This window comes from Dietzia aurantiaca (genome assembly GCF_021033825.1).
GTDB classification, from domain to species: domain Bacteria; phylum Actinomycetota; class Actinomycetes; order Mycobacteriales; family Mycobacteriaceae; genus Dietzia; species Dietzia aurantiaca.
Map to the genome: position 1 here is coordinate 1 of NZ_JAIFXZ010000023.1, position 25,878 is coordinate 25,878.

Annotated in this window: 20 protein-coding genes and 2 pseudogenes; 6 read left to right on the forward strand and 16 right to left on the reverse strand. The window is 64.9% G+C overall.

The window, feature by feature from the left end; all coding sequences use genetic code 11:
* The 9 genes from K3888_RS16870 to K3888_RS16910 form a co-directional block, all read right to left on the reverse strand.
* Positions 1-593 (reverse strand): DsbA family protein (locus K3888_RS16870; RefSeq protein WP_230931450.1); only part of this gene is annotated, 593 nt, incomplete at its 3' end.
* Between the two features lie 125 nt (positions 594-718).
* A complete protein-coding gene (locus K3888_RS16875) occupies positions 719-2,686 on the reverse strand; it encodes a heavy metal translocating P-type ATPase (protein ID WP_230931451.1) in 1,968 nt (655 codons plus the stop codon).
* Positions 2,686-3,048: a Cd(II)/Pb(II)-sensing metalloregulatory transcriptional regulator CmtR gene (cmtR, locus tag K3888_RS16880; RefSeq protein WP_230931452.1), complete on the reverse strand. Its 363-nt coding sequence runs from the start codon at positions 3,046-3,048 to the stop codon at positions 2,686-2,688. Before cmtR ends, K3888_RS16875 begins: the two co-directional genes overlap by 1 nt.
* 177 nt (positions 3,049-3,225) lie before the next feature.
* Positions 3,226-4,083, reverse strand: coding sequence for a cytochrome c biogenesis CcdA family protein (locus tag K3888_RS16885; protein WP_308282014.1), 858 nt, complete (start codon positions 4,081-4,083; stop codon positions 3,226-3,228).
* Positions 4,080-4,652, reverse strand: a complete 573-nt coding sequence (locus K3888_RS16890) for a TlpA disulfide reductase family protein (protein ID WP_230931453.1) — start codon at positions 4,650-4,652, stop codon at positions 4,080-4,082. The genes K3888_RS16885 and K3888_RS16890 overlap by 4 nt, the downstream gene beginning before the upstream one ends.
* 416 nt (positions 4,653-5,068) lie before the next feature.
* Positions 5,069-6,073 carry a c-type cytochrome biogenesis protein CcsB gene (ccsB, locus tag K3888_RS16895; RefSeq protein WP_230931454.1) on the reverse strand — a complete coding sequence of 335 codons (1,005 nt, stop codon included), beginning with the start codon at positions 6,071-6,073 and terminating at the stop codon, positions 5,069-5,071.
* Positions 6,070-7,761: a cytochrome c biogenesis protein ResB gene (gene resB, locus K3888_RS16900; protein WP_230931455.1), complete on the reverse strand. Its 1,692-nt coding sequence runs from the start codon at positions 7,759-7,761 to the stop codon at positions 6,070-6,072. Before resB ends, ccsB begins: the two co-directional genes overlap by 4 nt.
* A 513-nt stretch (positions 7,762-8,274) precedes the next feature.
* Positions 8,275-9,210 carry a cation diffusion facilitator family transporter gene (locus K3888_RS16905; RefSeq protein ID WP_230931456.1) on the reverse strand — a complete coding sequence of 312 codons (936 nt, stop codon included), beginning with the start codon at positions 9,208-9,210 and terminating at the stop codon, positions 8,275-8,277.
* A 53-nt stretch (positions 9,211-9,263) separates the two neighbouring features.
* A complete protein-coding gene (locus K3888_RS16910; RefSeq protein ID WP_230931457.1) occupies positions 9,264-9,665 on the reverse strand; it encodes an ArsR/SmtB family transcription factor in 402 nt (133 codons plus the stop codon).
* An 800-nt stretch (positions 9,666-10,465) separates the two neighbouring features.
* Between K3888_RS16910 and K3888_RS16915 the strand changes: the two are divergent.
* A pseudogene (locus K3888_RS16915) lies at positions 10,466-10,860 on the forward strand (PaaI family thioesterase); the annotation flags it as partial.
* A 90-nt stretch (positions 10,861-10,950) separates the two neighbouring features.
* Here the strand turns inward: K3888_RS16915 and K3888_RS16920 are convergent.
* A complete protein-coding gene (locus tag K3888_RS16920; protein ID WP_204719062.1) occupies positions 10,951-11,640 on the reverse strand; it encodes a TetR/AcrR family transcriptional regulator in 690 nt (229 codons plus the stop codon).
* A gap of 117 nt (positions 11,641-11,757) precedes the next feature.
* Between K3888_RS16920 and K3888_RS16925 the strand changes: the two genes are divergently transcribed.
* Positions 11,758-13,329, forward strand: a complete 1,572-nt coding sequence (locus K3888_RS16925) for an MFS transporter (RefSeq protein WP_204719063.1) — start codon at positions 11,758-11,760, stop codon at positions 13,327-13,329.
* Between the two features lie 131 nt (positions 13,330-13,460).
* On the opposite strand, the gene K3888_RS16930 is transcribed toward K3888_RS16925, so the two are convergent.
* From K3888_RS16930 to K3888_RS16940, 3 genes are all read right to left on the reverse strand, one after another.
* Complete coding sequence (locus K3888_RS16930; protein WP_230931458.1) at positions 13,461-14,273, reverse strand: recombinase family protein; 813 nt, start codon at positions 14,271-14,273, stop codon at positions 13,461-13,463.
* A 495-nt stretch (positions 14,274-14,768) separates the two neighbouring features.
* A complete protein-coding gene (locus tag K3888_RS16935; RefSeq protein WP_230931459.1) occupies positions 14,769-15,449 on the reverse strand; it encodes a hypothetical protein in 681 nt (226 codons plus the stop codon).
* Between the two features lie 114 nt (positions 15,450-15,563).
* Entirely contained in the window at positions 15,564-15,719 is a 156-nt protein-coding gene (locus tag K3888_RS16940) for a hypothetical protein (RefSeq protein ID WP_159981229.1), read from the reverse strand.
* A 356-nt stretch (positions 15,720-16,075) separates the two neighbouring features.
* Here K3888_RS16940 and K3888_RS17955 point away from each other — a divergent pair, with 356 nt between their 5' ends.
* Positions 16,076-17,617, forward strand: coding sequence for an N-6 DNA methylase (locus tag K3888_RS17955; RefSeq protein WP_230931460.1), 1,542 nt, complete (start codon positions 16,076-16,078; stop codon positions 17,615-17,617).
* Positions 17,618-18,064, forward strand: a pseudogene (locus K3888_RS16950) (transposase); the annotation flags it as partial.
* 271 nt (positions 18,065-18,335) lie between these two features.
* Here K3888_RS16950 and cydB read toward each other — a convergent pair.
* Positions 18,336-19,385, reverse strand: a complete 1,050-nt coding sequence (gene cydB / locus K3888_RS16955; protein ID WP_096907666.1) for a cytochrome d ubiquinol oxidase subunit II — start codon at positions 19,383-19,385, stop codon at positions 18,336-18,338.
* 20 nt (positions 19,386-19,405) lie between these two features.
* Positions 19,406-20,986, reverse strand: coding sequence for a cytochrome ubiquinol oxidase subunit I (locus K3888_RS16960; RefSeq protein WP_096907664.1), 1,581 nt, complete (start codon positions 20,984-20,986; stop codon positions 19,406-19,408).
* A gap of 143 nt (positions 20,987-21,129) precedes the next feature.
* On the opposite strand from K3888_RS16960, the gene K3888_RS16965 reads away from it, so the two are divergent.
* Together K3888_RS16965 and K3888_RS16970 are read left to right on the forward strand one after the other, a co-directional pair.
* On the forward strand, positions 21,130-21,489 hold the full coding sequence (locus K3888_RS16965; RefSeq protein ID WP_070719688.1) for a BlaI/MecI/CopY family transcriptional regulator: 360 nt from the start codon (positions 21,130-21,132) through the stop codon (positions 21,487-21,489).
* A gap of 14 nt (positions 21,490-21,503) precedes the next feature.
* Positions 21,504-22,295 carry a M56 family metallopeptidase gene (locus K3888_RS16970; RefSeq protein WP_096907662.1) on the forward strand — a complete coding sequence of 264 codons (792 nt, stop codon included), beginning with the start codon at positions 21,504-21,506 and terminating at the stop codon, positions 22,293-22,295.
* Positions 22,296-22,328: 33 nt separating this feature from the next.
* On the opposite strand, the gene cydC is transcribed toward K3888_RS16970, so the two are convergent.
* Positions 22,329-25,763: a thiol reductant ABC exporter subunit CydC gene (gene cydC, locus K3888_RS16975; RefSeq protein WP_230931462.1), complete on the reverse strand. Its 3,435-nt coding sequence runs from the start codon at positions 25,761-25,763 to the stop codon at positions 22,329-22,331.
* Positions 25,764-25,878: the final 115 nt, after the last annotated feature.

Genomic DNA, 25,878 nt, shown 5'->3' on the forward strand with positions numbered 1-25,878 from the left:
GTCGGCTCGAGGCGTTGGCCATCCAGAAACAGCGTCGGCGTGCCGGTTACTCCGAAGGCTTGCGCGTCTTGTCTGCTCTGTTCGACCCTGGCCAAGGTGGCCGGGTCGTTGACATCTGCGCGGAATTGGTCGGTATCTAATCCCAGTTCATCGGCGTAGCCGACGAAAGTGTCCGCCTGGGAGGTGGATTGGTGGCCCCACTGGTCAACGGAGTCGAACAGTCGCCGATACATGGCCTCGAACTCACCCTGTTCGGCCGCAGCTTCGGCCGCTAGTGCTGCATTGACCGAGTTGTCGTGCAACGGCATGTAACGCACCACGAAGGCAACCCGGTCCCCGTACTTCTCCCGGAGGTCCTCGATCACTGGGTACAGCGCCAAGCACCCTTCACATTCAAAATCGAGGTACTCGACGAACACTGCTTCCTCGCCCTCGGACAATCGGGGGCTGTCCTCACGCATTAGTTGCGCGGTCGGCTCGTCCCCGACTGCCTCAGGGGACGAGTCGTCTTGACTGTTCAAGACCAGCATGCCGGCCAGGACGAGCCCAACAATGCCGATCAGGGCCAAGGACAGTGCCAGGTTTCTACTCACGTGACTTCTCTACTTTCAGAGGCTATGCGACCAGACGACCGGACACCGTCTTACGCAGAACTCTTGGGCTTGCTGTAGGCGTACCAGAGGCTCGCGACCGACTTGTGGCGACGCAGATTGCGCGGTCAGGTATGGGCAGCAGTAGTGGACGGCATCGACGTAGACAGTGTGCCAGCGGGGGCCTGGGACGCGGTAACCCCGGTACGGGCAGCCCGGAGACCGTTGGCGATAACGATGACCTCGGCCACCTCGTGGACCAGGACGACCACAGCCAGCCCCAGCACACCGGTGATCGCCAGCGGGAGCAAGACGATGATGATCGCCAGCGACAGGACGATGTTCTGCATGATGATCGCCCGCCCTCTGCGGGCGTGCTGCAGGGCCCGGGGGATCAGGCTCAGATCATCACCGGTGAAAGCGATGTCCGCGGACTCCACCGCAGCGTCAGAACCCGTGGCCCCCATGGCGATACCGATATCGGCCGAAGCCAAAGCGGGAGCATCGTTGATGCCGTCCCCGATCATCGCCACCGGACCGCGATCGCGCAGTGCGATCACGGCCGCGGCTTTGTCGGCCGGACGTAGCTGCGCCCGGACATCCGTGATGCCAGCCTCATCGGCCAACGCCTTAGCGGTGCGAGCATTATCTCCGGTGAGCATGGTGACGCCGAACCCCTTGGCGGTCAGGGACTCAACGACGGAGAAGGCCTCTGGTCGTAATTCGTCGCGCACACCGATGGCGCCGACTGGCTGGCCGTTTTGGTGGACGATGACGACGGTTTCGCCCCGACTCTCCAGATTCTCGACCTGGGAAGCCAGTGGTCCGGGGGTCAACCAACGGGGGCTGCCGACCGCGATTCGGTCGTCACCAATCACGCCGGTGATGCCCTGGCCCGCAACTTCCGATACCTGCCGGGCCACTGGGGCGTGCGGGGCGGCGGCGGTGATCGCCGAAGCCAGCGGGTGAGTGCTGTGCCCCTCCAGTGATGCAGCCCAGCCAAGGATCTCTGCGTTGCTGGCGTCGCCGACAACGAGCACGCTCGTGACGGTGGGCCGGTTCCTGGTCAGGGTGCCTGTCTTGTCCAGGGCCACATGGCGGATACCTCCGAGGCGTTCGAACGCGGCACCAGATTTGATGACGACACCGAACTTGCTGGCAGCCCCGATCGCCGAGACCACCGTGACCGGCACCGAAATGCCCAACGCGCACGGTGAGGCCGCGACTAGGACGACCAGGGCTCGCTCGATCCACACGCCGGGGTCACCGAGCACAGAGCCGATGACGGCCACCAGGACGGCCAAGATGAGTACGCCGGGCACCAGCGGACGAGCCAAGCGATCTGCGATACGTGCCCGCTCCCCCTTGTCATGCTGCGCCTGCTCAACGAGTGCAACGACAGTGGTCAGTGAGTTATCGGTTCCAGCGGCAGTAGCCTCGACCTCCAAGGAACCGGAAATATTGATAGACCCAGCCCTCACCTGATCGCCAGGGCCGACCTCAACTGGGATGGATTCTCCGGTGATCGCCGAGACGTCCAGACTGCTGCGACCGGCTCGGACGGTGCCGTCTGTGGCCAGTCGCTCACCGGCGACCAGGCGCAACACGTCACCGGGAAGGAGATCCTCCACCGGGACGGACCGGGTTCCGCCGCCAGCGGTGATGATGGTTGCGGTCGAGGGGATCAATGCCAGCAAAGCACGCAGGCCCGATTGCGCCTTGGTCATCGCCCGGTGTTCCAGCGCCTCGGCGATCGAGTAGAGGAAGGCCAGGGCGGCGGCTTCTTCGATAAAGCCGAGCAGGACTGCACCGATCGCGCTGATCGTCATCAGCAGTCCAATACTCAGACGCCCCGATGTGACAAGGCCCCGAAGGGATGAGAGCACGAACTGGGAGGCACCGAGAAGCAGGGACGCCCAGAACACCGCGGTGACGAGCGGGCCTGAGACTGGAGTCAGCCATTCCAGCGCCAGGCCGATCAGTAGGGCCAGACCGGATGCCGCCGGGATGAGGATGGCCGAGTCTTGCCACCACTGGCCGGGATCGTGGTGGTCGGCGGCCTTCGGCGAGGACGTGGGGGAACAGCAGGCATCCATCAGCTGTGCCCATCCTGGTTGTTGCAGCAGCCGGGCACGCCGCATTGCGGGTCGAGACACGCTGCGTTGCCATCGACGGCGAGTGTGGTTTCCACCAAGCCATTGAGCGCGTGCGCGAGGTGGGCATCAGCGATCTCGTAACGGGTGCGGCGCCCCTCGTGCTCGGCGACGATGATTCCGCAGCCCCGCAAGCAAGACAAATGATTGGAGACATTCGTCCGGGTCAGACCAAGATCTCGGGCTAGTTCAGCGGGATAACCCGGCCCGCTGAGAAGGGTAAGAAGTATTCGCGATCTGGTCGAGTCCGCCATGGCGCGGCCCAACCGATTCATCACATCGAGACGGGAAGCAATAGTCAGCATGCACTGACCATACAGTGAACAATGACCAATCGGCCACCGCTCCCCTCGCAGCTCTCACCTCACAGGGCAAGGCCGCTCTCCGAGCTCGCCGGCCAGCCAGCGTTCCCCGTCACTAGAGAGGCCTGCGGCGCACCTGCTCGTAGGATTCCCCCGGGCCGCTAAGCACACGCCTCTGGCTCAGATCGGCAGCGTGGTATCCGAGATGGCAAAGTCGCGGAGCCAGTACACGAACTGAGTCCAGATACCACTGAGCAGCAGCAAGCCCACGATGATGAGCATGACGCCGCCAATGATCTGGATCTTCCGGGTGTGCCGTTGCAGCCACCCCACCGTACGAATGGCCCTCGTCGACCCGAACGCCACCACAATGAAGGGCAGTCCCAGGCCCAGGCAGTACGCCACGATAAGGAGCACCCCGCGTGCCGCATCGATTCCGGTCCCGGCGGCCACCGACAACGCCGCTGCCAGCGTAGGGCCGAGGCACGGGGTCCAACCCAAGGCGAACACTGCGCCGAGCAATGGTGCGCCCGCCCAGGTCGACAGCGCTTTCGGCTGCATACGGGTGTCCCGCTGAAGCACGGGTACGACCCCGATGAACACCAGCCCCATCAGGATCGTGACCACCCCGCCGAGCCGCTGCAATAGTTCCTGTTGGGGGGCGAGATACTGCACAGCGCCCAGCACCATCGCCGATAGCAACACGAACACCACTGTGAAGCCTGCGACGAACAGGATCGCGGCGAGAACAACTCGCCGCCGAGAGGAAACCTGTTGCTGCTTCTCCTCGAGAGTGAGCGTGCCCGATTCGGCGCGACGTTGTTCTGCCGCTTGCACTGTGGCCGCCGGGCGCTCTGCGCCGACGACGCTTGCGAGATAGGCCAAGTAGCCGGGCACGAGCGGAACCACGCAGGGTGAGGCGAACGACACGAGCCCCGCAAGAAGGCAGGCACCTAGCGCGAGCAAAAGTGGGCCGGAGGCCGCTGTTTGCTGAAAGGTTTCGCCGATGGATTGCGCGAGCAACACCGTAGTCGTCAAGCTTCGCTCCCGGTCGGCTCCGCGAGGAGCATTTCAATGAGCGGCTCCAACTGATAGTCGGTGACCTCCGCCAGAAACACCGCAGCCACCCGATGTTGCTTGTCGAGAATCAGTGTCGCCGGCACCACCGACGTGGGAAAACCGTGGAGTGCCGCCACAGCGGCCTGGGACGGATCCCAGATCGAGGGATACGTGACGCCGTTGTCCTTGATGAAGTCAACCGGCTTGTCCCGATTCGGATCACGTAGATTGACGCCGATATTGGTGAACCCTCGGGGTTCGTATTTCTCCTGCAGTCGCTGCAGATCGTCGATCTCGGCTCGGCACGGCCCACACCACTGGCCCCACAGGTTGATCAGTACCACCTCGCCGGGATAGTCAGCGACGGCCACGTTCACCTCGGGGTCGAGCACGTTTGGCCCAGACATCGGAGCAATCTTCTCACGCTCCTCGGGAGGGTCATAGAAAATCTGCAGCTTTCCGTCTGGACTGACGAAATTGAACGTCTCACCGGTAGCGACGGCATCAGTGCCGGTCGCGCAGCCTGTCAGCGCCAGCATGCCGGCCATGACCGCGGCGACTGCTCCGATGGACCTGCGGGCAGGGCGGCTTCGACGATCCCGCACTGCTCTACGCCTTATGGAAACTCTCGCCATGCCAACATCTCTCCGCTTCGAAGACCCCCACCTCGGCTGACCATACTGACCCGATCGATGCTCACCGAACTCGGGCAGCCGGAGTGCTCAACGTCGCCCAGATCGATGTGATGGTCACTGTCCCTCCCCTGGCGGACGAATCCGGTGACCGCCGGGTATAAGGCGGGTCATTCCCATAACAACAAGGGGCCCGAGCTCCCGAACTGATGCTAAACGCGCGCACCGCTCAGGTACTCGCTACCGAACTCCGCATGGCAACGTGAGCGCCTGCTGCGAGTTCTCGCGTGTGGTGTGAGGAGGCAGTGGCGTCTGGGGACGGACAGCGCACGTCAGTTCAGGCCCGCGTACGAGTGCAGGCCTGAGATCACAATGTTGATGAAGAACAGGTTGAAAAGCAGCACCGCGAAGCCGGCGAGGTTGATCCACGCCGCCTTCTTGGGACCCCAGCCCGAGGTTGCGCGCGCGTGCAGGTAACCGGCGTAGAGAACCCATGACACGAAAGACGCCGTCTCCTTGGGATCCCAGCCCCAGAACCGGCCCCAGGCGCTCTCGGCCCAGACGGCGCCAAGCAGGATGCCCACACCGAAGATCGGGAACGCGATGACCGTGGTGCGGTAGGCCAGCCGGTCGAGGGTCTCAGCAGCGGGAAGAGGCCGCGCGATCCTGGCGCCCCAGCCCTTCTCCCGGCCCTGCGGCTGCCACACACGGATGAGGTACATGATCGACGCGACACCCGCGATGAGCAGGATGCCCGAACCCAGCGAGATGATCGAGACGTGAATCGGCAACCAGTACGAACGGAGCGCCGGCACGACCGGGGCGGCCTCGGAGTACAGGTGCGTGCCGCCGAAGAACAGCAGTGCCAGCACCGGCACCAGTACGTACGGCCAGGCCACCGCCATCGCGGGCTTGCGCAGGAAGATCAGTCCGGCACCGACGCCCAGCAGCGTGGTGGCCAGGATGAACTCGTACATGTTGCCCCACGGGAAACGGCTGGTAGCCACCCCGCGCAGTATCAACGATGCCGCTTGGAACAACCACGCGATGATGACGAACAGCTGCGCGATCCGCGCCCACCGCAGACTGCCCGCCGACGAGCGGTCCTCGTCGCCGTTGTCGGTGAGCGAGACCGACTCCGTCAGGCCGGGTCCACCGGCCCCGGCCAGCTCGCGGCTCGACTCGGCCACCTTGGCTACGCGGAATCCCGCGTAGTAGATCATCGACGCGAGCAGTGCCAGCGCATACAGCCCGAACGCCGTTCGGAATGCCAAGTCGCTGTAGTTGGAGAGCGTCTCGTTGACAGGCAGCGCCTGCGCGAGAATCAAGGTGTTCACCGGGTGTCGTCCTTCCGCGGACCGTCGGGGTGTGTGCCGCGACTAGATGCAGTGTCGTCCGTGTCAGCGGTTTCGGGCAAGACGGGTGTGACAGTCACCTCGGCGACGAGCCGGTCGCGAAGACTATCGAACTCACTGCCCCAGCCCGAACGGTCCGTCCGGGCCAGGCCACCCAGGTCGACGCGGGTCACGCCGTCGTCGTCGACACTCACCCGCGCCCAGATCCGTCGGCGGCGCACCATCAGGCTGAGCACCAGGCCGCCCATCATGACCGCCGCGAACACTCCCACCCAGATCTGGGTGGGATCCTCCGAGATCTGGATGTTGATGAACTCCTCGGCGCCGTCGAACCGGACCTCGGTACCGTCGGCCAGCGTCGTGGATTCGCCGGGGAACAGGTTGACTCGGGCCTCGCGGTTGAGCACCCCGGATTCGATGAGGTCCGGCTCCAGCGAGAAGATCGACTGCGGGCGGCCCGTGTCCAGTCCGGCGTCGCCGCGGTAGACGTCGATCGCCACCGCCGGATCGTCCATGCGCGGGAACCGCGAGCTCAGGATGGTGCCGTCGAACTGTGCCGTCGGCGCGAACAGCCCCTGGATGGCGATCTGCTGCGTGCGCCGCTCCGCCAGATCGGGGTACAGACCTGCCGGCGGGTCGAATCGCATGATCCCCGAGGACAGGAACGTCTGCAGCTCCGTCGGCGTCCAGTGCTGGGTGCCCGTGCGGGTCTCACCGTTCGGGAACGTCACGGTGAACGTGGGCGCGAAACCGTGTCCCTGCAAGTACACGCGGGTGGAACCGACACGCAGCGGGTGGTTGACCCGCATCTCGTAGGGCTCCCACGTGTCGGGGTCGGTCGTTGCGATCTCGTCCGTGTAGCGCGCGTTGGAGGTGAACATCTCGGCCTGGCCGTTCTCCAGATAGTCGGCGCGGAAGTCCTCGATCTTGATGCAGAACTGCTCGAGGTCCGTGCCGTCGACCAGGATCCCTGCGCGGAACGAGTCGTAGGCGCTGGGGGTGGTGTTGCAGAACGCGGGCGATTCCTCGTTGGCCACGATCACGCGCATGCCCTCGGCGTACACGAACTTGCCGGCCGCGAACATGATCAGCAGTGCGAGCAGTGCGAAGTGGAAGACGATGTTGCCGACCTCGCGCACGTAACCGCGCTCGGATGAGATCTCGATGGTGCCGGCCACCCGACCGTCGCCGTTATTGCGGCGTACCCGCCAGCCCCGCAGGGACTTCTGCACCTGATCCGCCGCCTGCTCCGGCGTTGCGGTGGTGCGGTAGGCCGCGTGGTGCGGCAGTCGACCGAGGTTGCGGGGGGTGAGCGGCGGCGCCGTGCGTAGCTGCTTAAGCAGCTCAAAGCAGCGCGGAGTCAGGCAGCCGACGAGCGAGATGAACAGCAGCACGTAGACGGCCGTGAACCACCAGCTGGAGAACACATCGAACAGCTGGAGCTTGTCGTAGGCCTCGCCCAGCCAGCCGTTCTCGGCAATGTACTCATTGACGTTGCCCTCGTTGAGGCTGCGCTGCGGCAGAAGCGCGCCGGGGATGGCGGCCACTGCGAGGAGGAAAAGCAGGATGAGCGCCGTGCGCATCGCGGTGAGAGTGCGCCAGGAGTTCCGGAGGAACGCGATGACTGCACCCAACGATGAGCAGGCAGCAGTTGTTCTGAGCTCTGACATGAGGTCCATCTGCGGATCGCGGTGCGCCGACCAGGTGCAGACAGTGCATGTGACGTGGTCGCGCCCCTGATGTGAATCCGGGGCACACCTGGTAGAGCGCTGATTTTGTAACAGACTAGACGGGCGCGCACCAGCAGCTTCATTGAGGTCCCGGAAGTTGGCGACGGCAAGCGGTGCGCAGACCTGAGCGGACCCACCGCTACCTCAAGAACCCGTCCGCACTTCGGTCATAAGTCTTGAGGGGAGGTTCCGCCCTCGCTCGAAGCAGTCGTGACGACCGGCACCGAGTACTTGACGAAACCGTGCGACAAGTGGGTGGGACCACTAGCTCCGCACTTGGCGCGGTCGCTGGCCTTGGCGGAGGTCGCTCTCGCGGTCAATGAGCCCGCCCGACGAGAAGTACACGGCGCCACTCCGCTGACCACTTCGATGGCGACAGCCTGGGAGTCGAACTTCTCGCGCCTCATTGCCGCCAATTCCCCTGAAATTGCGGCAAGACCACGGGTCGTGGATTCAAGGGTGCCGTATGTCCGGGGGCTCATGATCTCGGTGGAACCCGGTCTCGAGCTGGAAGGTGGCGTGCTCGATATGGAAATGCTCGGCGACACAATGACGCACTGTCTCGAGGATTTGCGGGGCATGACCGTCCTCGAAGCACTCATCGTCAAGGACGATATGGGCGGACAGCGTGGGAAGCCCGGTCGCGACGGTCGAAGCGTGGAGGTCGTGGACCTCCCGTACATGGTCGATCGCAAGGATGTGGGCTCGGACCTGGTCGAGGTCAAGACCGGCAGGCGTGAACTCCATCAGGACGTGGGTGGTCTCCCGGATCAGCAGGACCGCCCGGGGAATGATCATCAGTGCGATCGCGACAGCAGCGATAGTATCGGCACGCTGGAACCCAGTGGTCATGATGAGCACGGCTGAGACGATCACCGCCAGCGTTCCCAGCGCATCCATGAGAACCTCCAGGAACGCGGCACGCATGTTGAAGTTCGCACCGCGGCTCGACGCGAGCACGAGCGCGGCGGCGACATTGAGGGCCAACGCGACGACACCGAAGATCAGCAGCTCTGCGCCCGCGACCTCTGGCGGATTGGACCAACGCTGGACAGCTTCGACCAGGGCGTAGACGCTGACGCCGGCCAGCAGCAGCGCCTGGCCGAGGGCCGCTAGCACTTCGATGCGGCGAAAACCCCAGGTTCGCCGCTTGTCGGAGGGACGAACCATCAGGATCGCCGCGACGAGTGCGACGAGCAACCCGATGGAATCGGTCAACGAGTGGACGACGTCGACGAGCAGTGCGAGGCTGCCGGTGATCCAGGCGCCGACGCCCTGGGCGAGGACGATGGAGAATACGAGCGCGAAGGCGATGCCGAGCTTTCGGCGAAAATCCGGTGCCGTCGCGGCTTCGTCGGCACTCGGTCCGTGACTGTGTCCAGCACTCATGATGGGCTCAACCTCTTCTCCACTGGTGAATGACTGCAGCGATCGGGGCACACTCATGTCAGTTCCAGGCCGCTCAGCTCGTCGCGATCATGGCGATCGCGGTGCTCACGCAGCGAAAGCGAGACACCCGATGCACTCAGCAGCACCGCCGCGGACTCGACCAGGGCCTCCAACCGAGTTGGATCGGCCAACGCGAACCAGGACGCTCTACCTTCGGTCCGGAGCGTCACAAGTCCGCAGTCCCGAAGGCAGGCAAGATGCTTACTCACCGTGGACTGCGCCAAGTGCATATGGTCGACCAAATCCCTCACCCGGTGTTCGCCACTAACTAGATGTTCGAGTATCGCCAACCGGGTCGGCTCCGCCAGGGCATGGAACAGTGCCGCGTACACACTGCGATCTTCTAGCTGGAGAGATTCGTTGGTCGACGCATCAGAGTTCATCAGAATCGCCATATGGCGATATTATCACCATATGGCGTTGTTCGCGTCCGGGGCGGCATGCCGCCGCACTGGGCAGGGAGAAACTATGCAGTCGCCACTTCAATCACGCCGAAGGTGCCGACCCTTGCCACTCTCATCCAGATATCTTCATCACCCGTCAGGAACGAGATCACTCTCGAACCCCGCCCACCCAATCTCATCTGACGATCCTCCACTGCGACACACTTGGGCACGCTCCGATCAATGCTTCCCCCTGTCGGAGCGTTGCGCAGACGTGTCGCACCAGCAAGTCGCACGAAGTACGACCACGTGCGACACACGAATCCGGTGCGCTCTCCCGCCAACTCGCCCCGGGCCGGCGATGATGCCCTCCAACAAGCGGCCCCCGACGGGCTCTCGAGCAGCGCCGAGAACCAGACGTTATGACAAGTAAAAGGTGTCGAGGTGTCGATTGTGCGAACTCGACACCTCCCCGAATGGCTCGCAGCTCGTTCGAACTCGGGCTGCGCCTGACCTGCGAGCAGGTGCGCATCGCGCAGATGATCCGAGGTCTGTCCGACATGGCGAACCCGGGCCGCAGACAGTATGCGAACTACTGCTCTGACCTGCGGTCCTTCATCAGGATTCGCATTTCCTGCGACACATTCGCAAATTCTGCGAAGCACATAAAAATCAGCCGGAACCCAAACCCGCCCCCACTCCCAGGGTCGGCGTAAAGGAAGCCGTGCGCCATGGCGTCTTGGCCGGGCCACAGCCGGGAACTCGACACCTCGCAACCCGGCACTTGATCAGTAGGCGTGGTGGGCGCGACTGGACCAGAGAACCCGAATGGACATTTCCTCTCGGTACGGCGTGACGGAGACGGCGTCGTCGCACACCACCAGTTCGACCAGCGTCACGTTGGGGCACCCGGCATTGCACACGGCGGCGCGGTAGCGACCGTGATTGACGACCTATTCGGCTTCTTGCTGTATTCGGTCGGCGAGCTCGCCGTGACGCGCCGTCTCGCGCTCGACTATCTTGCGCCAGCATTACTCGACACCCCGTACATCCTGCGCGTGCAGTTCGGTCTCGCGATGGCCGGAAATTGGACCTTAGGTCCACGATGGAGGATGCAGAGGGCCGGACTGTTATTACTGCCACTGCCCTGTTCATCGCGGTCGAGGTTGAACACTTTTTGCAGTCACAGAGAAACTCGAGGACTTAGGCCAAACTCACCGCCGCGGGAGGCCACCTCCGAGTCGGCGACCTCGGCGGCGAGCGGTCCCACCTATCGAACAACAAGGACCGCCTTGATTCAGCAAGGTCCGCCGACGGCGCCTGGGCGGTTCAGATCGTGGCCGAACTCGGCCGGGATGGGTTTGTCTCCCTGCTTGCGGGCAGCAAGAAAATCATCAACAAGTTGCACGCATCCGTCGTGGTCGACCGTGCAGAGCCCAGTAAGGCGAGCGAACACGACGGGGCCCAGGAGTTGAACGATCGCGAAGGTGGTGTCGATGTTGCCGAGCTGTGCCTGTACGTCAGGCTGTGTGAGGATGCGGTCAAAGGGCTGCCGGTACTCCTCGATGACTCGACTGCGCAGTGAGGTGATCGCGGCCGAATCGGCAGGATCGCCGCCGACTGATCCGATTGACAGCCAAGCCAGAGTCGTAATGTTCAGCGGCGCCTGGTCAATCAGGTCGGCTTGGGCCGTGAGAAGCGCGATGAGTTGGTCTCGTACCGACCCACTGTCGGCAGAGACCTCGACGCGAGGCAACAGCCGCTCGAAGGTCGCCGCAAGCAACTGGGCGGTCCCGCCGAAATGCCGATAGAGCGTGGCCCGCGCAACCTTTGACATTCGAGTGACCGCCTCGACGGTAACCGCCTCTACACCACCAGTGCTCAGGAGATGCGTGGCAGCGTCGAGCAATCGTTTTCGTGAGCGCAGCAGTCGCGGATCGAGCTGATCGTCGTCCGTAGCGGGCCGGTCAGCACTCCAGTCGTTCACGCTCTCCCCTTCGGCCGACGGTCACTTCTCGTCCAAGCTAACCTGTCCAGCCAGCCGGATACTGTGATACTACTTGTCTCAGACCAAGACCGATCATCTCACAGCAAGGGGCCGGCGATGCACTCACCCCAACAGACCATCACCGAGTCATCCCGGTGGACCCGAGCCGAATGGTGGATGCTCACGGTGTCGTGCCTAGCCGTGGCGTTGGTGGTCGCGGCCATGGCCGCGCTGTATTCGGCATTACCGGAGATTGCGGTAGAGACTGGAGCGACGCAAGCCCAGCTGACCTGGATCGTCGACGGCTACACGCTGGTACTGGCGTGCCTGGTCCTGCCCGCTGGAGCGATCGGTGACCGCTATGGCAGACGCGCAGTTCTCGTAATAGGCCTGGCGATATTCACCATGGCATCCGCACTTCCCCTGCTGCTGTCTGACCCGGCCTGGTTGATCGCTGCGCGAGCGATTGCCGGGGCGGGCGCTGCACTGGTAATGCCCTCGACGCTATCGATTCTGACTGCTGGTTTCGCCGCCGTTCATCGCGGCCGAGCAGTAGGTGTGTGGGCTGGAGTCGCCGGCTCCGGAGCAGTGTTAGGCATCCTCGGCGCCGGGGTGCTGCTTGAGCGCTGGTCGTGGGTGTCGGTATTTGTCGGACTGACCGCAGCGGGAGCCCTACTGGCCGCGCTGGCATGCACGATCGCTGAGTCCAGCCAGCATGATCACCCTCCCGTGGACTGGGTGGGCGCGGCGGCAGCTGCAGTCGCGGTTGCGGGAATCGTATTCGCCACGATCGAGTTTCCCGCGCGGGGCTGGGCCGACCCGATCGTTCTCGCCAGCGCCGGGGCCGGCATGTTGGCGACAGCCTTTTTTATCCTGATTGAGCTGCGATCCTCGGCCCCCTTGTTGGATGTTCGGTTGTTCGCCAAGCGCGGCTTCAGCGCCGGCTCGTTGTCGGTGGCCATCCAATTCTTGGTCACTTTCGGGGTATTCCTACTCCTGGTGCAGTACCTGCAACTGATCCTGGGATACGGACCGCTGGCCTCGGCGTTGGGATTGGTGCCGATGACGGTCCCCCTGATCGTGATCTCTGTGATCGCCCCCCGACTGTCACAGCGATTTGGACTACGAGTGATGACCGTCGCCGGTCTGGTGACCATCGCAGTTGGCCTGATGCTGGTCAGCCGGATGACCGTCGACGCACGTTACCTCGACCTGCTATGGCCGCTGTTGATCATGAGCGCAGGGCTCGGACTATGCACAGCCCCAGCGACCTACGCGATCATCGCCGAAACTCCGGAGAGCAAACACGGGGTCGCCGCCGCAGTCAACGATGCGGCCCGCGAGATCGGCGCTGCGATGGGGATCGCAGTGGCCGGCAGTGTGCTGGCCGCCGGATACACCCGCCACATCCAACCCGCCCTGCCTCAGTTACCCGAACCTGCCCGCGGTCCGGTCTCCGACTCCCTGGCCGCCGCCCTAGAGATCGCCGCACAAGCCGGACCAATGGCGCAACCATTGGTCGACTACGCCAAAGAGGCATTTGTCAACGGCAGCAGTCAGGCCACACTTACGTTGGCAATCCTCACCGCCGCAGCCGCAGTCTTGCTAGCGATCCTTGCCCCTGGCACTGCTCCGCGTGACCACAAGACCAGTTCCACAGCACCGGCACACCGGGACAGCGTCGGATAGGTGGCCCGTCCGGCTTCCGGCTGCACTGACTCGTGCCTGGAGAAACTGCGCAAGGTCAGCAAGAACCGCGGTCCCTCCCGAGTGCCGAATCTCGGCGGTCGAGCCGCTGTGGCTAGCGATACCCACCATCTTCAGGGCGGGGGCCAGTGGCTGGTGCGTCCACGCCCGCCCGCTTCAACGCGCTGTAGTGCGCGGTAGAGCGTGGATCGGCCAACTCCGAGATTGCGGGCGATCACTGATGGCCCCTCCCCTGCCTCGATGCGGGCCCGGGCTTTGTCGACCTGCTCGGCGGTCAGGACTCGCTTACGACCCTTGTACTTGCCCTTCGCCTTAGCGATGGCAATGCCCTCGGCCTGACGTTCACGAATGATGGCCCGCTCGAACTCGGCGAACGCCCCGAGCAGCGAGAGCATCAGATCGGCTCGAGGATCTTGGGCGCCGGCGGCGTAGGTAGCCCGTTCATGGACAAACTCCACACTCGCGCCCTTGGCAGTGACCTCACCAACGATCTGCTTGAGATCGACCAGGGAACGAGCGAGTCTGTCCATTGACGCGACCACCAGCTCGTCACCGTCCCGGAGATACCTAATGCACTCTTCGAGCTTCACGCGATCGGCACGCGAGCGAGCGGACTGTTTCTCGACGTAGACCCGGTCGCACTCCCCCACCGCCTCGAGCTGACGCGCCTCATTCTGATCCGCAGCCGACACCCGCACATACGCCACCCTCTGCCCGCGCGGACGCGAGGCCCGGCGAACCGACGTCGGATCCGGCTTCGGCTTCTCCTCGACGATGTTCTCCGAGTCCGTTGACTCCACCCGAAGGCTCCAGTCCAACTCGTCTCGGCGACGGAACCGAGTCCGCATCTTCCCGCGGCTGACGATGAGCACCTCCTCGCCACCGTCACCCGAACGGTCAAGCAATGTCCCGATCCGATCAGCCACCAGAAGACCCTTTCGCCGAGCAGATGTATCAATACACCCTAGACCCAACGGGACGACGTTTCATAAATAGCAAAACACACCCTGCGACACAGCGCCGATGGCGGCCTCTCGGCCGTCCCGCACGGGTGTACCCAAAAGGGACGAGGCGGAGCCTCACGTGCCGACGATGTGAACCGAACCGCTATCTGGCGGATGTCTCCGGCGCCAGGTGGCGGTGGAGTGCTCCGGAAGCTCACACTTTCCGCACAAACGCCGATAGGTCCCGCCAGATGCGCGACTCCGGCGGACGCACGGGAACTGAGGTAGTTCCTCAGTAGTGAACGCCGGACGCAACTGGCTCAGGAGTGCGTGCGAACGACGACGTGACAATGCTCCGCAGTTTGGATAACATACAGGTGAGCAATGAGTCGGCCCTCTGGGCTTACGCCCCGACAGTCGGCCAGGCCCCTAGGTGTAGCTACGGCAGCCAGGGGCTGCTCTTTTTTTACACCTCATCTAGTCCCCGGCCTCAAGAAAATGCACTTGAGGCTTCACGATCTCGAAGAGCTCGTCGGTTCCGTCTGTGTGAGTGATGGTTCGGCGGAACGCGGATGACACGAGATCTGGAAGCCACAGCAGCCGCTCGGCACTTGGAGAGGTCTGCAGGAGTCGCGTGTTTCGTGGGACTCGATTTTCGCGGATCAGTTCTTTGTGGTTCTTGTCATCCTTATTCCGGAAGTTGCTCTGGTTGCGCTCTTCGAGGATGAGCAACTCTATAGGGCTCCAACTGCCGGCTCGGCCAGCGGCGAGTTCTTCCGCTAACGATCGATAGCAGGCGCGACGAGCGTCTTCTGCATCATGGTCGACAGGGTCTACGGACACCTGATGGGCAATCACGCAGGTCTCCTTCCCGTCAGCGAGATACCCGAGCATGTCCTCAGTGGCCCGTCGCCCTCCTGCCGTGAGCAGAGCCTCGGTGGTGTGCCAGTGCGGCGAGCCCGCAATCTCGAGAAGCCCTCCACGCAACTCGTCCATGTCATCTTGAGCAACAACAACCGCGGTGAAGAGGTAGAACGTCTTGCGGTGGTGCTCTATCGGGTCCGGCGCCTGATAGGACTCGTCGAGGTAGGCGACGTGACTCTTCGTTCGGCGGTACGCCTCGGCGACAATCGACGCCTTGCGGTCAGAGAAGCCCATCTGGGGCATCTTAGACGCGCGCCGGCAGCACGCCTTCGACTTGGCCGCAATGTAAACGACGACAACATTAGAACGGCAGACTTCTCCCTACGAGAGTGTTAGGTGCGATTTTTCCTAGTCGTCCTGCTTCTTCTTCGCCTCAATCAGTCGGATGGCGCGTGCGTTAACGCGATCCGAGATCAAGGGAAGGAGGCGGAGCACAAAGTGCCCGGCCCCAAGGAGCAGGACGGCCGCGAGGTCCAGCTTGTCGACGATGTCGAGAACCTGCATATCGCAACCTCCCCTCATGGTGGAGAGATGCCACACCTGGCCGATTGCCAGGCTGAGTGCCGCGGCCAGGTATTGGCCAGCGACCTGAATTGCGCCTAGGCGCGGGCTGCCAGCGTCATGGCCAGCAGGTTGCGGCGGGCGAAATGACGAAAACCCGGTCTGTGACCGGGTTTTTGAGCGCACGAATCCGCAACAAGAGAAATATAGCATTTTCGACTGTCAGGCTCGGCGAATACTCTAAGCCCAGTCGTTGCGCGAGAATAGGCAGTCTCTAGCGGTGCGTCCACGAACTTCCCGACGGGGAATGAAGGACAATCGGAGCAACCCCACCGCTTGCATCCTGAAAGGTTGCTCACGTGTCATCGCCTTGGCTCACTACTGCTGTTTCGGAGTTCGGGCAGCGTTGCAAAGCCAAGTTGGCCGGTCCGGGTGAGGCAGAAGCAGCGATCCGGGCTCCGATCGAACAGCTACTCGCCGCCGCTGGCGAGCACCTTTCCTTGGATGTGGTCCCACACGACGAGGTCCGCGACGACGACCGTGGAGTTCGTCCCGACTACGCGATCAGCGTCGGCGGTGCGACCACTGGGTACGTCGAAGTCAAGAAGCCTGGTGCCAACTTGGACCCGGACTCCATGCGAGGCCACAACCTCAGACAGTGGACGAGGCAGAAGGACCTGCCGAACCTGATCTACACCAATGGCACGGAATGGCGGCTCTACCGAGATAGCGAGCCGGTCGGAGATCCGATACACCTTGCCGGCGGGCCGCTCCGCACGGCTGGAGCGGAGCTTTCCGCGCCCGCAGAGTTCGAGCAGTTCCTGACCGACTTCCTGCGGTGGGAGCCAGCGCCCATCACCAGCGTGATCGCTCTTGTTCGGGCTATCGCGCCGCTGACTCGACTTCTGCGCGGTGAAGTCTTGGACCAGCTCGCCACCGAGCAGCGCAAGATCAAGGCAGGAGCTCGACGCGAAGATCAGCCATTCCATGGACTCGCCAGGGACTGGCGACACCTGCTATTTCCGACCGCTGACGACGCGACCTTCGCCGACGGCTACGCGCAGACCGTCACGTTTGCCCTCCTCCTTGCCCGAACCGAAGGCATCACACTCGCCGATGCCGGCGGCCTGCACGCAGTGGGCACGAAATTGGCGGGACAGCACTCCCTCATGGCCCGGGCGCTTCAGCTGCTGACTGACTACGTCGCAGCTGACTTCAAGGTCACCATCGACCTCCTGGTGCGTGTCATCGACGCCGTGCAGTGGCCGAAGGTCCGCGCCGGCCGCCGCGACACCTATCTCCACCTGTACGAAACCTTCCTCGACGTCTACGACCCGCAGCTGCGGCAAAAATCCGGCTCGTACTACACACCACGTGAAGTGGTCGAGCAAATGGTCCGCCTCACCGAAGAAGTACTCGAAACACGATTGGGTAGAACCGCAGGATTCGCAGACCCGGATGTGGTCGTGGCCGACCCCGCGATGGGCACGGGCACATTCCTACACACGATCATCGAGCACGTCGCGGCCCGAGTGGCCGAGCGAGACGGGCAGGGAGCCGTTGCGGGGGCAGTAAGCCAGCTCGCCGAGCGGATTGTGGGATTCGAGCTCCAGACGGGCCCATTCGCCGTCGCCGAACTACGAGCCACCGACCTACTCGCCGATCTTGGAGCCAGCCTCCCACCGGCAGGCCTGGGAATGTACGTCACCGACACCCTCGACGATCCCCACGCCGAGCAGACCCAGCTCGGATCCGGTCTTGAGTTGATCAGTCGGTCTAGGTCAAGGGCTGCCCGTATCAAGGCCAAGTCCAAAGTCACTGTGGTGATCGGCAACCCGCGGGTTCGCAGACGAGCTGACCACCCCGGGCATCCGAGGGCCGGTGACCAGTGCGATCTGTGAAGCTGTCGTCACCGGGTTGCCATCGCCGACGGTCTCGTGGTTAAGGACTCGCTTCGCACGATCGCGGCACGAATCGGCAAAAACGTCTCCACGGTCTCGAGGGAGGTCCGCCGGCACAGCAGCACCGGCCGGCATCTGCCGTACCAGGCCGATCGAGCTGCTGCCGTGGCCAGGTCACGGCCCAAGCAGGCCAAACTGGTGACGAACGCGGTCCTGAGGGCAGCGGTCGAGGAAGGTCTGTTCCGAAAGCTGTCCCCGGAACAGGTCTCCAATCGTCTGCGCCGGGATCACCCCGACGACGAAAGCATGCGGGTGAGCCACGAAACGATCTACCAAGCGCTGTACTTCCAAGCCCGGGGCGGCCTCAAACGTGAGGTGAAACTGGCACTGCGGACCGGTCGCACCAGGCGGAAACCGCAGCGCAAAGAAGGTGAACGGTATCAGCGGTGATAGTGCCCCATAGAGTGGGACCTTATAGGAGCTTGTGCAGCGGCCCCATCACTGTCTTGTCCACCTCGTGGTCTGGAGTGTTCCCGCTACCGAGTGCTATTGCCAGCCTCAGCAGCCGCGCCCTGATCTCACCAACCCGCCCGCACTACCGGAGAACCTCAAGTGGACGAGCCGGACCCGACCGGCCGATCCCGCACGCCCAAAACCCCTCGACCGGCAGACCGAGAGTCACACCGCCCTCACGCTCGACATCGGTGGAACGAGTCTCTTAGCGCCCGCCGGTCTCGGCCCGCAGAATCGCCGGCAGAACCACGTGTGGCTCGGGGATCATCCCGGGTGTGACGCGGTGCCGGAATACCCAGTAGCTCCATGCCTGGTAACAGAGGATCACGGGCAGCGCCACGACCGTGATGGCGGTCAACACGCCGAGGGTATACGTACTGTGCGCCGCGGACTGCACCGTGATGTCGAAGGCACTGTCGATTGTGGACGGCAGCAGAACCGGGAACATGGCCAGGAAGATCGCGGCCAGCCCGAACAGGCCGGTGCCGGCATAGCCGGTAAACGCGAGCCCTTCCCGGCCCGCGCGTGCCTGAGCCCATCCGACGCCACCGGAGACCACGGCGAGAAGGGCGACCGTCCACCCCGCCGGTCCGGCACCGTGCTCGAATTGCACCATCGCAATCCAGACGAGCAGCGGCAGCAGGCAGAGGGGAGCCCACCGGACGGCGAAACCGGATGCGCGCCGCCGCACTGGGCCGTCGGCCTTGAGCGCCAGGAACGTGGCGGAGTGGGCCAGGGCAAATCCCACCACGGCGAGGCCACCGACGAGGGCGGGCCACGAGAGCCAGGCAAAGGGACCGCCGACGCGGTCGCCGTTGCCGTCGATAGGCAGTCCGATCGAGGTGAGCGCGAGCAGCGCGCCGATGAAGAACGCGACGGCCGCGGAACCGAGGCCGATCATGTACGTCCAGAACGTCGCCCAGACCCTTGTGCCGACCTTGCCCCGGTACTCGATACCGACGGCCCGCACGATGAGTCCGAGCAACGCGAGGGTCAGCGGCACGTAGAGGGCGGACAGTAGCGCGGCGTACCAGGGCGAGAACGCGGCGAAGAGGGCAGCGACGGCGGTGATGAGCCACACCTCGTTGCCGTCCCAGACGGGGCCGATGGTGTTGAGCATGACGCGGCGGTCGCGTTCGCTGCGGGTCGAGAAGATCATGTGCATGCCCACGCCCAGATCGAATCCCTCGAGCAGGAGGTACCCGGTCCACAGGAGGGCGATGGCGACAAACCAGATGATTGCAAGGGGTTCCATGGTTGTTCCTCGTCTCGTGGTCAGTAGGCAAACGACAGCACGTCGTCGTGCTCGCCGTCCGGGTCGTCGACGTCGTCGTCGTCCTGACCAACGAGTTCGGGCATCGCACTGGCGACTCCACCGCGCGTATACCGCACCAGCAGGTACACCTCGACGACCAGCAGAACCCCGTAGACGGAGCCCAGGGAGATGAGGGAGAACAGCAGCTCCCCGGCGGTCACACCGGGAGATACGGCGGCCTGGGTGTACATGTACACGGAGTCGGCTCCGGTCACGGCGGGGTTCGGGGCCACGACGAACGGCTGTCGGCCCATCTCGGTGAAGATCCATCCGGCGATGTTCGCGGCGAACGGTGCGAGGATTCCGGCGAGCGCGAGTCGCATGAGCCCGCGGGATCCGGGGACGGTGCCGCGCCGGGTGAGCCACAGGGCAACCGCTCCGGCGGCGGCGACTATCCCGCCGAGGCCGATCATGAGGCGAAAGCCCCAGTAGGTCACCCACATGACGGGGACGTACTCGATCTGCGCGCCCGCCCGGTCGCCGTACAGGGCGTCGTCCGGAATCGTCTCGCCGTAACGGTCCACGTACTCGGGTTCGAGGTCGCGAATACCCGGCATGTCGACGCCCCACTCCCCGGTGGCGAGGAAGCCGAGAACGCCGGGGACCTCGATGAGAGTGGTGACGTCGCGGCAGTCCGTGGATCCCGGGTTGCCCAGCGAGAGCACCGAGAAGGAGGAGCCGGAGTGGCAGGCGGCCTCGGCGGCAGCCATCTTCATGGGCTGCTGCTCGTACATGAGTTTGCCCTGGATGTCGCCGGTGACGACTGTGCCGAGGAACCCCACCATGGCGACTATCGCGCCGAATCGCAGGGACCAGATCCAGACGCCGTGGTCGGTGCGGTCGCGTCCTGGTATGTCCTGGGCCTGCCCCACGATCACGTGCCCGCGCTCGTCGACGGTGTCGATCCCGTCATGCCGGCGGCGCCACAGGTGGTACCAGGCGATCCCGAGCAGGAACATCCCTCCCACCACGAGCGCACCAAAGACGGCGTGGGTGAACGCTGCCAGTGCGGTGTTGTTGGTGAGCACGGCCCACACGTCAGTCATGACCGGCCGGCCGTCCTCGCCGAGCTCGACGCCCACGGGGTGCTGCATCCACGAGTTGGCGACGATGATGAAGTACGCCGAGACCCAGGATCCGATCACCGCGCACCACAGGGCCGCGAGGTGCACGCCCTTGCGCAGCCTGCCCCAGCCGAAGATCCAGATACCGAGGAAGGTCGATTCGAGGAAGAAGGCGAGCAGACCCTCGAGCGCGAGCGGGGCACCGAACACGTCCCCGACGAACCGGGAGTACTCGCTCCAGGCCATTCCGAACTGGAACTCCTGGACCAGGCCCGTGGCCACGCCGAGGATGAAGTTGATGAGGTAGAGCTTTCCCCAGAATTTGGTCATCCGGAGAAATTTCTCCTGGCCGCTGCGCACCCAGGCGGTGTGCATCACGGCAACCATCGCCCCGAGTCCGATAGTGAGCGGGACCATGAGGAAGTGGTAGACGGTCGTGATGCCGAACTGCCAGCGTGCGATCTCGACAACGTCCATAGGACGCCAACCCCTTTCACCGGATCGGGTGTCGTGTTCACCCGCCATCGGCATTCTACATAGCGTAGAAATATTTCTACCGAGAGTCGAATTTCTTTCGCCACTGATAGAATCCGGCTACAAAGCAGGAGGAGAGGATCACCGTGGCGACCCTGGGCGAGTTGGAGCGTGCCGTTATGGACGTAATCTGGGACCACAGTGGGCCGGTGACGGCGTACGACGTCAAGGGCGTGCTCGACAGCTCCCGGGAGCGCCCACCCGCCGTGACCACCCTGCTCACGGTCTTGAGCCGCCTTGCACGCAAAGGTCTGGTCGTCTCGGATCGCACCGCGCGCCCCCACCGCTACCGCGCTGTGGCCTCGCGGGAGGAGTACACCGCGGAACTCATGCACGAAGTCCTTGGAGACTCCCGGGACCGGCACGCGGTACTTGCACGGTTCGTCGGCGGGGTCTCCAACGATGAGGCGGCGGCGTTACGCACGCTACTGAAGGGAAACGGCTGATCCCCCAGTCGGCGATGTCCACCGGCGCCGTGGGGCTCCTGTTGGCCGGGGTCGCCCTGGCCCTGGCCTGGCCGGTGCCGGTTCTGTTGGCTCGCGCGCGCTGGCCGATGCACGCCCCGGCCCGCGCGCTCCTTCTCTGGCAGGCCATCGGCCTGGCCGGCGGGGTCTCGATGATCGGGGCACTCGCGCTGATCGGCCGCGCGGTCGCGCCGGAGCATCCCCTGGCCGCGGTGATCCCTGCGATCCTGCTGGGCTGTTATCTTCTCGCTCACCTCGGTGCGACCGTCGTCCAGGTCACGCGGCAACGGCGCCGACATCTGACGCTGCTCCAACTACTCACGGCGCCCCATCCGACCCGCGCGCGAACGCGCGTGATCGACGAGGCCGCACCGGTGGCATATTGCATCCCCCGTGGCGCCGGTTCCGTCACGGTGCTCTCCCAGGGGCTGCTCGACAACCTGGATCCCGACGAGCTCGCGGCCGTGATTGCCCACGAACGCGCGCACGTGGAGCAGCGGCACGACATCCTGCAATTGGCGTTCCGGGCCTGGCGGTCCGCACTACCGGGACTTCCCACCGCGGTCCTCGCGGAGACGGAGGTCGCCGCGATGGTGGAGATGTTGGCCGACGACCGAGCCCGCCGAGAGGTACGGGACGAAGTGGTGGCCCGCGCGATCCTGAGGGTTGGTGCGGCCGACGGTAGCGGCTATGGCGACCACGACGACCACGACGACTACGACGACGGCGGCCGCATGAGCGATCGACTCCGCCGTCTCGGCGCGCCGGCTCCCGGCCACGAGTCATGAACAGGGCGGGCCAAGCGGCTCGCTCCGGCCCGTTCAGCTGAGTCGGCCCGCCTGGTCCTCGGGCCGCCGGTCATCGTGGCGGTGCGAGACCAGGATCACCACCTTGTCATCGGCGGCGGTGCGGAGGTCGCTCATCATGGCGTCGGCTGTCGGCGTGTCCAGGTGCGCAGTCGGCTCGTCGAGCAGGAGGACGTCGGCGCGAGTGAGCAGTGCTCGCGCCACCGCCAACCGTTGACGCTCCCCTCCCGACAACGCCCGACCACCGGCTCCGACCCGGGTGCCCAGACCGTCCGGGAGCGCGTCGAGCAGCGGGGTCAGGCCGACCTGCTCGAGGACCCGTCGCATCGCGGCGTCGTCGGGGGCCTGCGCGGACGGCCTGGACAGGAGAAGATTGCCGCGCAGGGTGGAGTCGAAGACATAGGCGTCCTGTGGACACCAGGCCACACGGGATCGCCATGCCTTTTCGGCGAACGTCGTGATCGGAGAGGTGTCGGCCCGGATCGTTCCGCCGCTGAGGGGCAGTGCCCCCATCACGGCGGACAGGAGTGTGGACTTTCCCGATCCGGACGGCCCGTCGAGGAACAACCAGCGCCCCGTGCGCGCAACAGCATCCACACCCGCCACGGCCGGGCGCGCAGTGTGCGGATACCGAACACTCACTTGCTCCAGCGTCACCGAATTTACGGGCCCGTTCGGCGCACCAACGCCCCACGTGGCCTGCGGGAAGGGTCCCAGTACGGAGCCGAGGCTGTGCAGCAGTGAGCGCACGGACGGCACACGGTGCACTGCCGCGACCCACGCGGCGAGAGGCTCGCCCAGCGCCAGGCACAGTAGAGCAATCACACTGGCTCGTTCCGCGTCCACCGCCGGATCGGTCACTGCCACGAGCACCGCCAGGATGCCCGTGCCTGCTGTCACCGCCGCCGTGCCGAGCCCGGCGCCGCGGGTCGCGCGCCGTTCGTCGGCGGACTGCTTCCGGTTTATCTCGTCGAGTCGGGCGACCGCCGCCGCTGCCACCCCGTTACCGCGCAGGTCCGCAGCCGCTGCACTCAATGACGCCGATCCCCGCACCAGACGAGACCGACCCGCGACCCTGGCTACGTCACCCCCACGTTCGACCGTTGCCACCAGGCCCGCTCCGAGTGCCATGGTCGTGACCAAGCCCGCCCCCACCAGCACGGTGAACTCAGGAGTGACCAACCAGGTGGTGAGCGTGGCCCCCAGCAGTACGGCCACTCCGGAGATCAGGGGCGTAACGACCCGGGGGAGTTGATCCCGCAGTTCATCGGCCTGGGTCACGAGGTAGTCCAGCGGCGCCCCACCTTCGAGCAGTCGCCGGGACCCGGTACCTCGTGCTGCGATCGCCCGCCAGAGCCGCAGTCGGAGATCGTCGATGGTCCGGAAGGCGGCGTGGTGGGTGAGCAACTGCTCAGCGTATGTGGCCACCGAGCGTCCGATCCCGAACGCTCGGACTCCGACGATCGCCACCAGGAGATACATGATGTATTCCTCGACGCTCGATCGGACGATCAACCATCCCGAAAGCGCCGTGAGAGCCAAGCCCAGGGAGGTGGCGAGCACCGAGAGTCCTACCGCCCCCGCCCAGAGCCCGCCGTGGGCACCGATCAGCGCACCGAGCGACAGACGCCCGGTGCCGCCTACCCCGCTAGACATCGGATCGCCCGCCCCCTCCCGGACTCCCTGTTCCGGGCTCCGCTCGTGGCGGCCCGGGTCGGCATTGCCGTCCGCAGCGGGGATCCGCGAGACGCCGAGATCACTGCCCGGGACGGCCTCGGGGTCCTGGAACTCGGGGTGCCGGGCCATGGGGAGCGCAGATGCGTCGCCGCCTGCACGGCTGGTCGGGCCACAGATCCGGACGGTGCTCGTGGCGAGGTCGAGTGTCTTCGGTTCGTGGCTCGCAAGCACGATGGTGGCACGCTCGGCTCGGCGCAGGATCGCGCCCCGGACCAGCTCAGCGGCATGGTGGTCGAGGTGGGCGGTCGGCTCGTCGAGCACGAGCAGGCGGGCGCCGGCGTCCACGCGGGCCAGTGCACGCGCCACAGACAGGCGCCGGAGTTCCCCCGGGCTTAGTTCGGCGGCAGCGGACTCGTCGACCCGGGATAGTCCGACCTCGGCGAGCGCGGCCGCGGGATCCGCGCCGTACAACTCGAGTTCCTCCCGCGGGGTGGCACCGAACACCCGCGGCGACTGGGGTGACCACCCCACGAGGTCCGCTTCGATTCCCATGACTCGCCCGCGCACTGTCGCATCGTCCGGCAGCGCCCCGACCAGAGCCGAGAGGAACGTGGACTTACCGGCTCCGCTGGCCCCGGTAACGGCGACGATGCCGCTCAGCTCTGCATCGAGGCCAGTCAATGCCGCGGCCCCACGACCGGAGTATCGGATTTCGAGCTCAGCCACGCGGATCGTAGCGCCGTCAGCGTTCCGCAGGTCGGCCTCAGGCGATGTTTCGAGATGTTCGCGCACACGATGCAGTGAGGCGAGGCCGTCCTGTGAAGCGTGGAACGCCACCCCCACCCGGCGAAGGACCGTAAAGCACTCCGGTGCGAGCAGCAATGCGAGCAGTGCGGGTTGCAGGTCCATCGTCCCGTTGAGCAAACGGAGGCCTAAGAAGACCGCTACCACCGCCACGGAGAGCGTCGCGATGAGCTCGAGCGCCAGGGCGGACAGGAACGCCCATCTCAGCGTCTCCCGAGTGCGACGGCCGTAGTTCCGCTGGATGGCGTCAAGTGAGTCCGTCTGCTCCTCGACGCGGCCGAGCCCGACCAGAACGGGCAGCCCACGAGCCAGTTCGACCAGATGGTCGGACAGCCTGGTCAGCGCACTCAACGCCGCGTCCGTGCGTTGACCGGTGTGCCGGCCGATCAGGACCATGAACAGTGGCACCAGTGGGATCGTCACCACGATCACCAGGGCACTGACCCAGTCGGCGGCGAGGACACGGGCCAGGAGAAGCGGGGGCACCACGATCGCCGCGATAATGGCAGGCACGGACTGCACGTAATACTGGTCCAGATCGTCCAACCCATCTGTGGCGAGCACCGCGGTCCCGCCCCGGGGGTCGTGCGCTCGCACCGTCCGGCGCCACAGCCTGCCCCGCAGGCCGTGCTTGACGGCGGTGGCTACCCTGCGGGCACTCGTCTCGGTCGCCCATTCGGCAGCGGCCCGCAGCAGCGCACCGCCCAGACCGAGTATCAGGATCGCCCGCACCGACCCGGCGGGCAGGGTGCCGGCCGCCAGTCCCGCGATGCCTCGCGCCACAGCCTCCGCCACCAGCACTAGCCCCAGTGCCCGGAGGGCAGCCAGTAGTCCCAGCGCCACGAGGGCGGAACTCGGCGCGGGCCCGAGGTCCGGGCGTGCGGAAGTCCGCTTCACAGTCCGCTCGGCCTCGAGCACCCAGGGGTCGATTCCCTCGGCGGGCCGCGCCGTCGACCTGCGCATCATCATCCACACACGTCCTCACCGGCAGGTTCACCGCAGACGATTCCCGCCTCAGCCGTCTAAATTCTACATACCGTAGAAACACTGGTGTGTGCCCCCGCACGCGGGCGCACCGTTGACT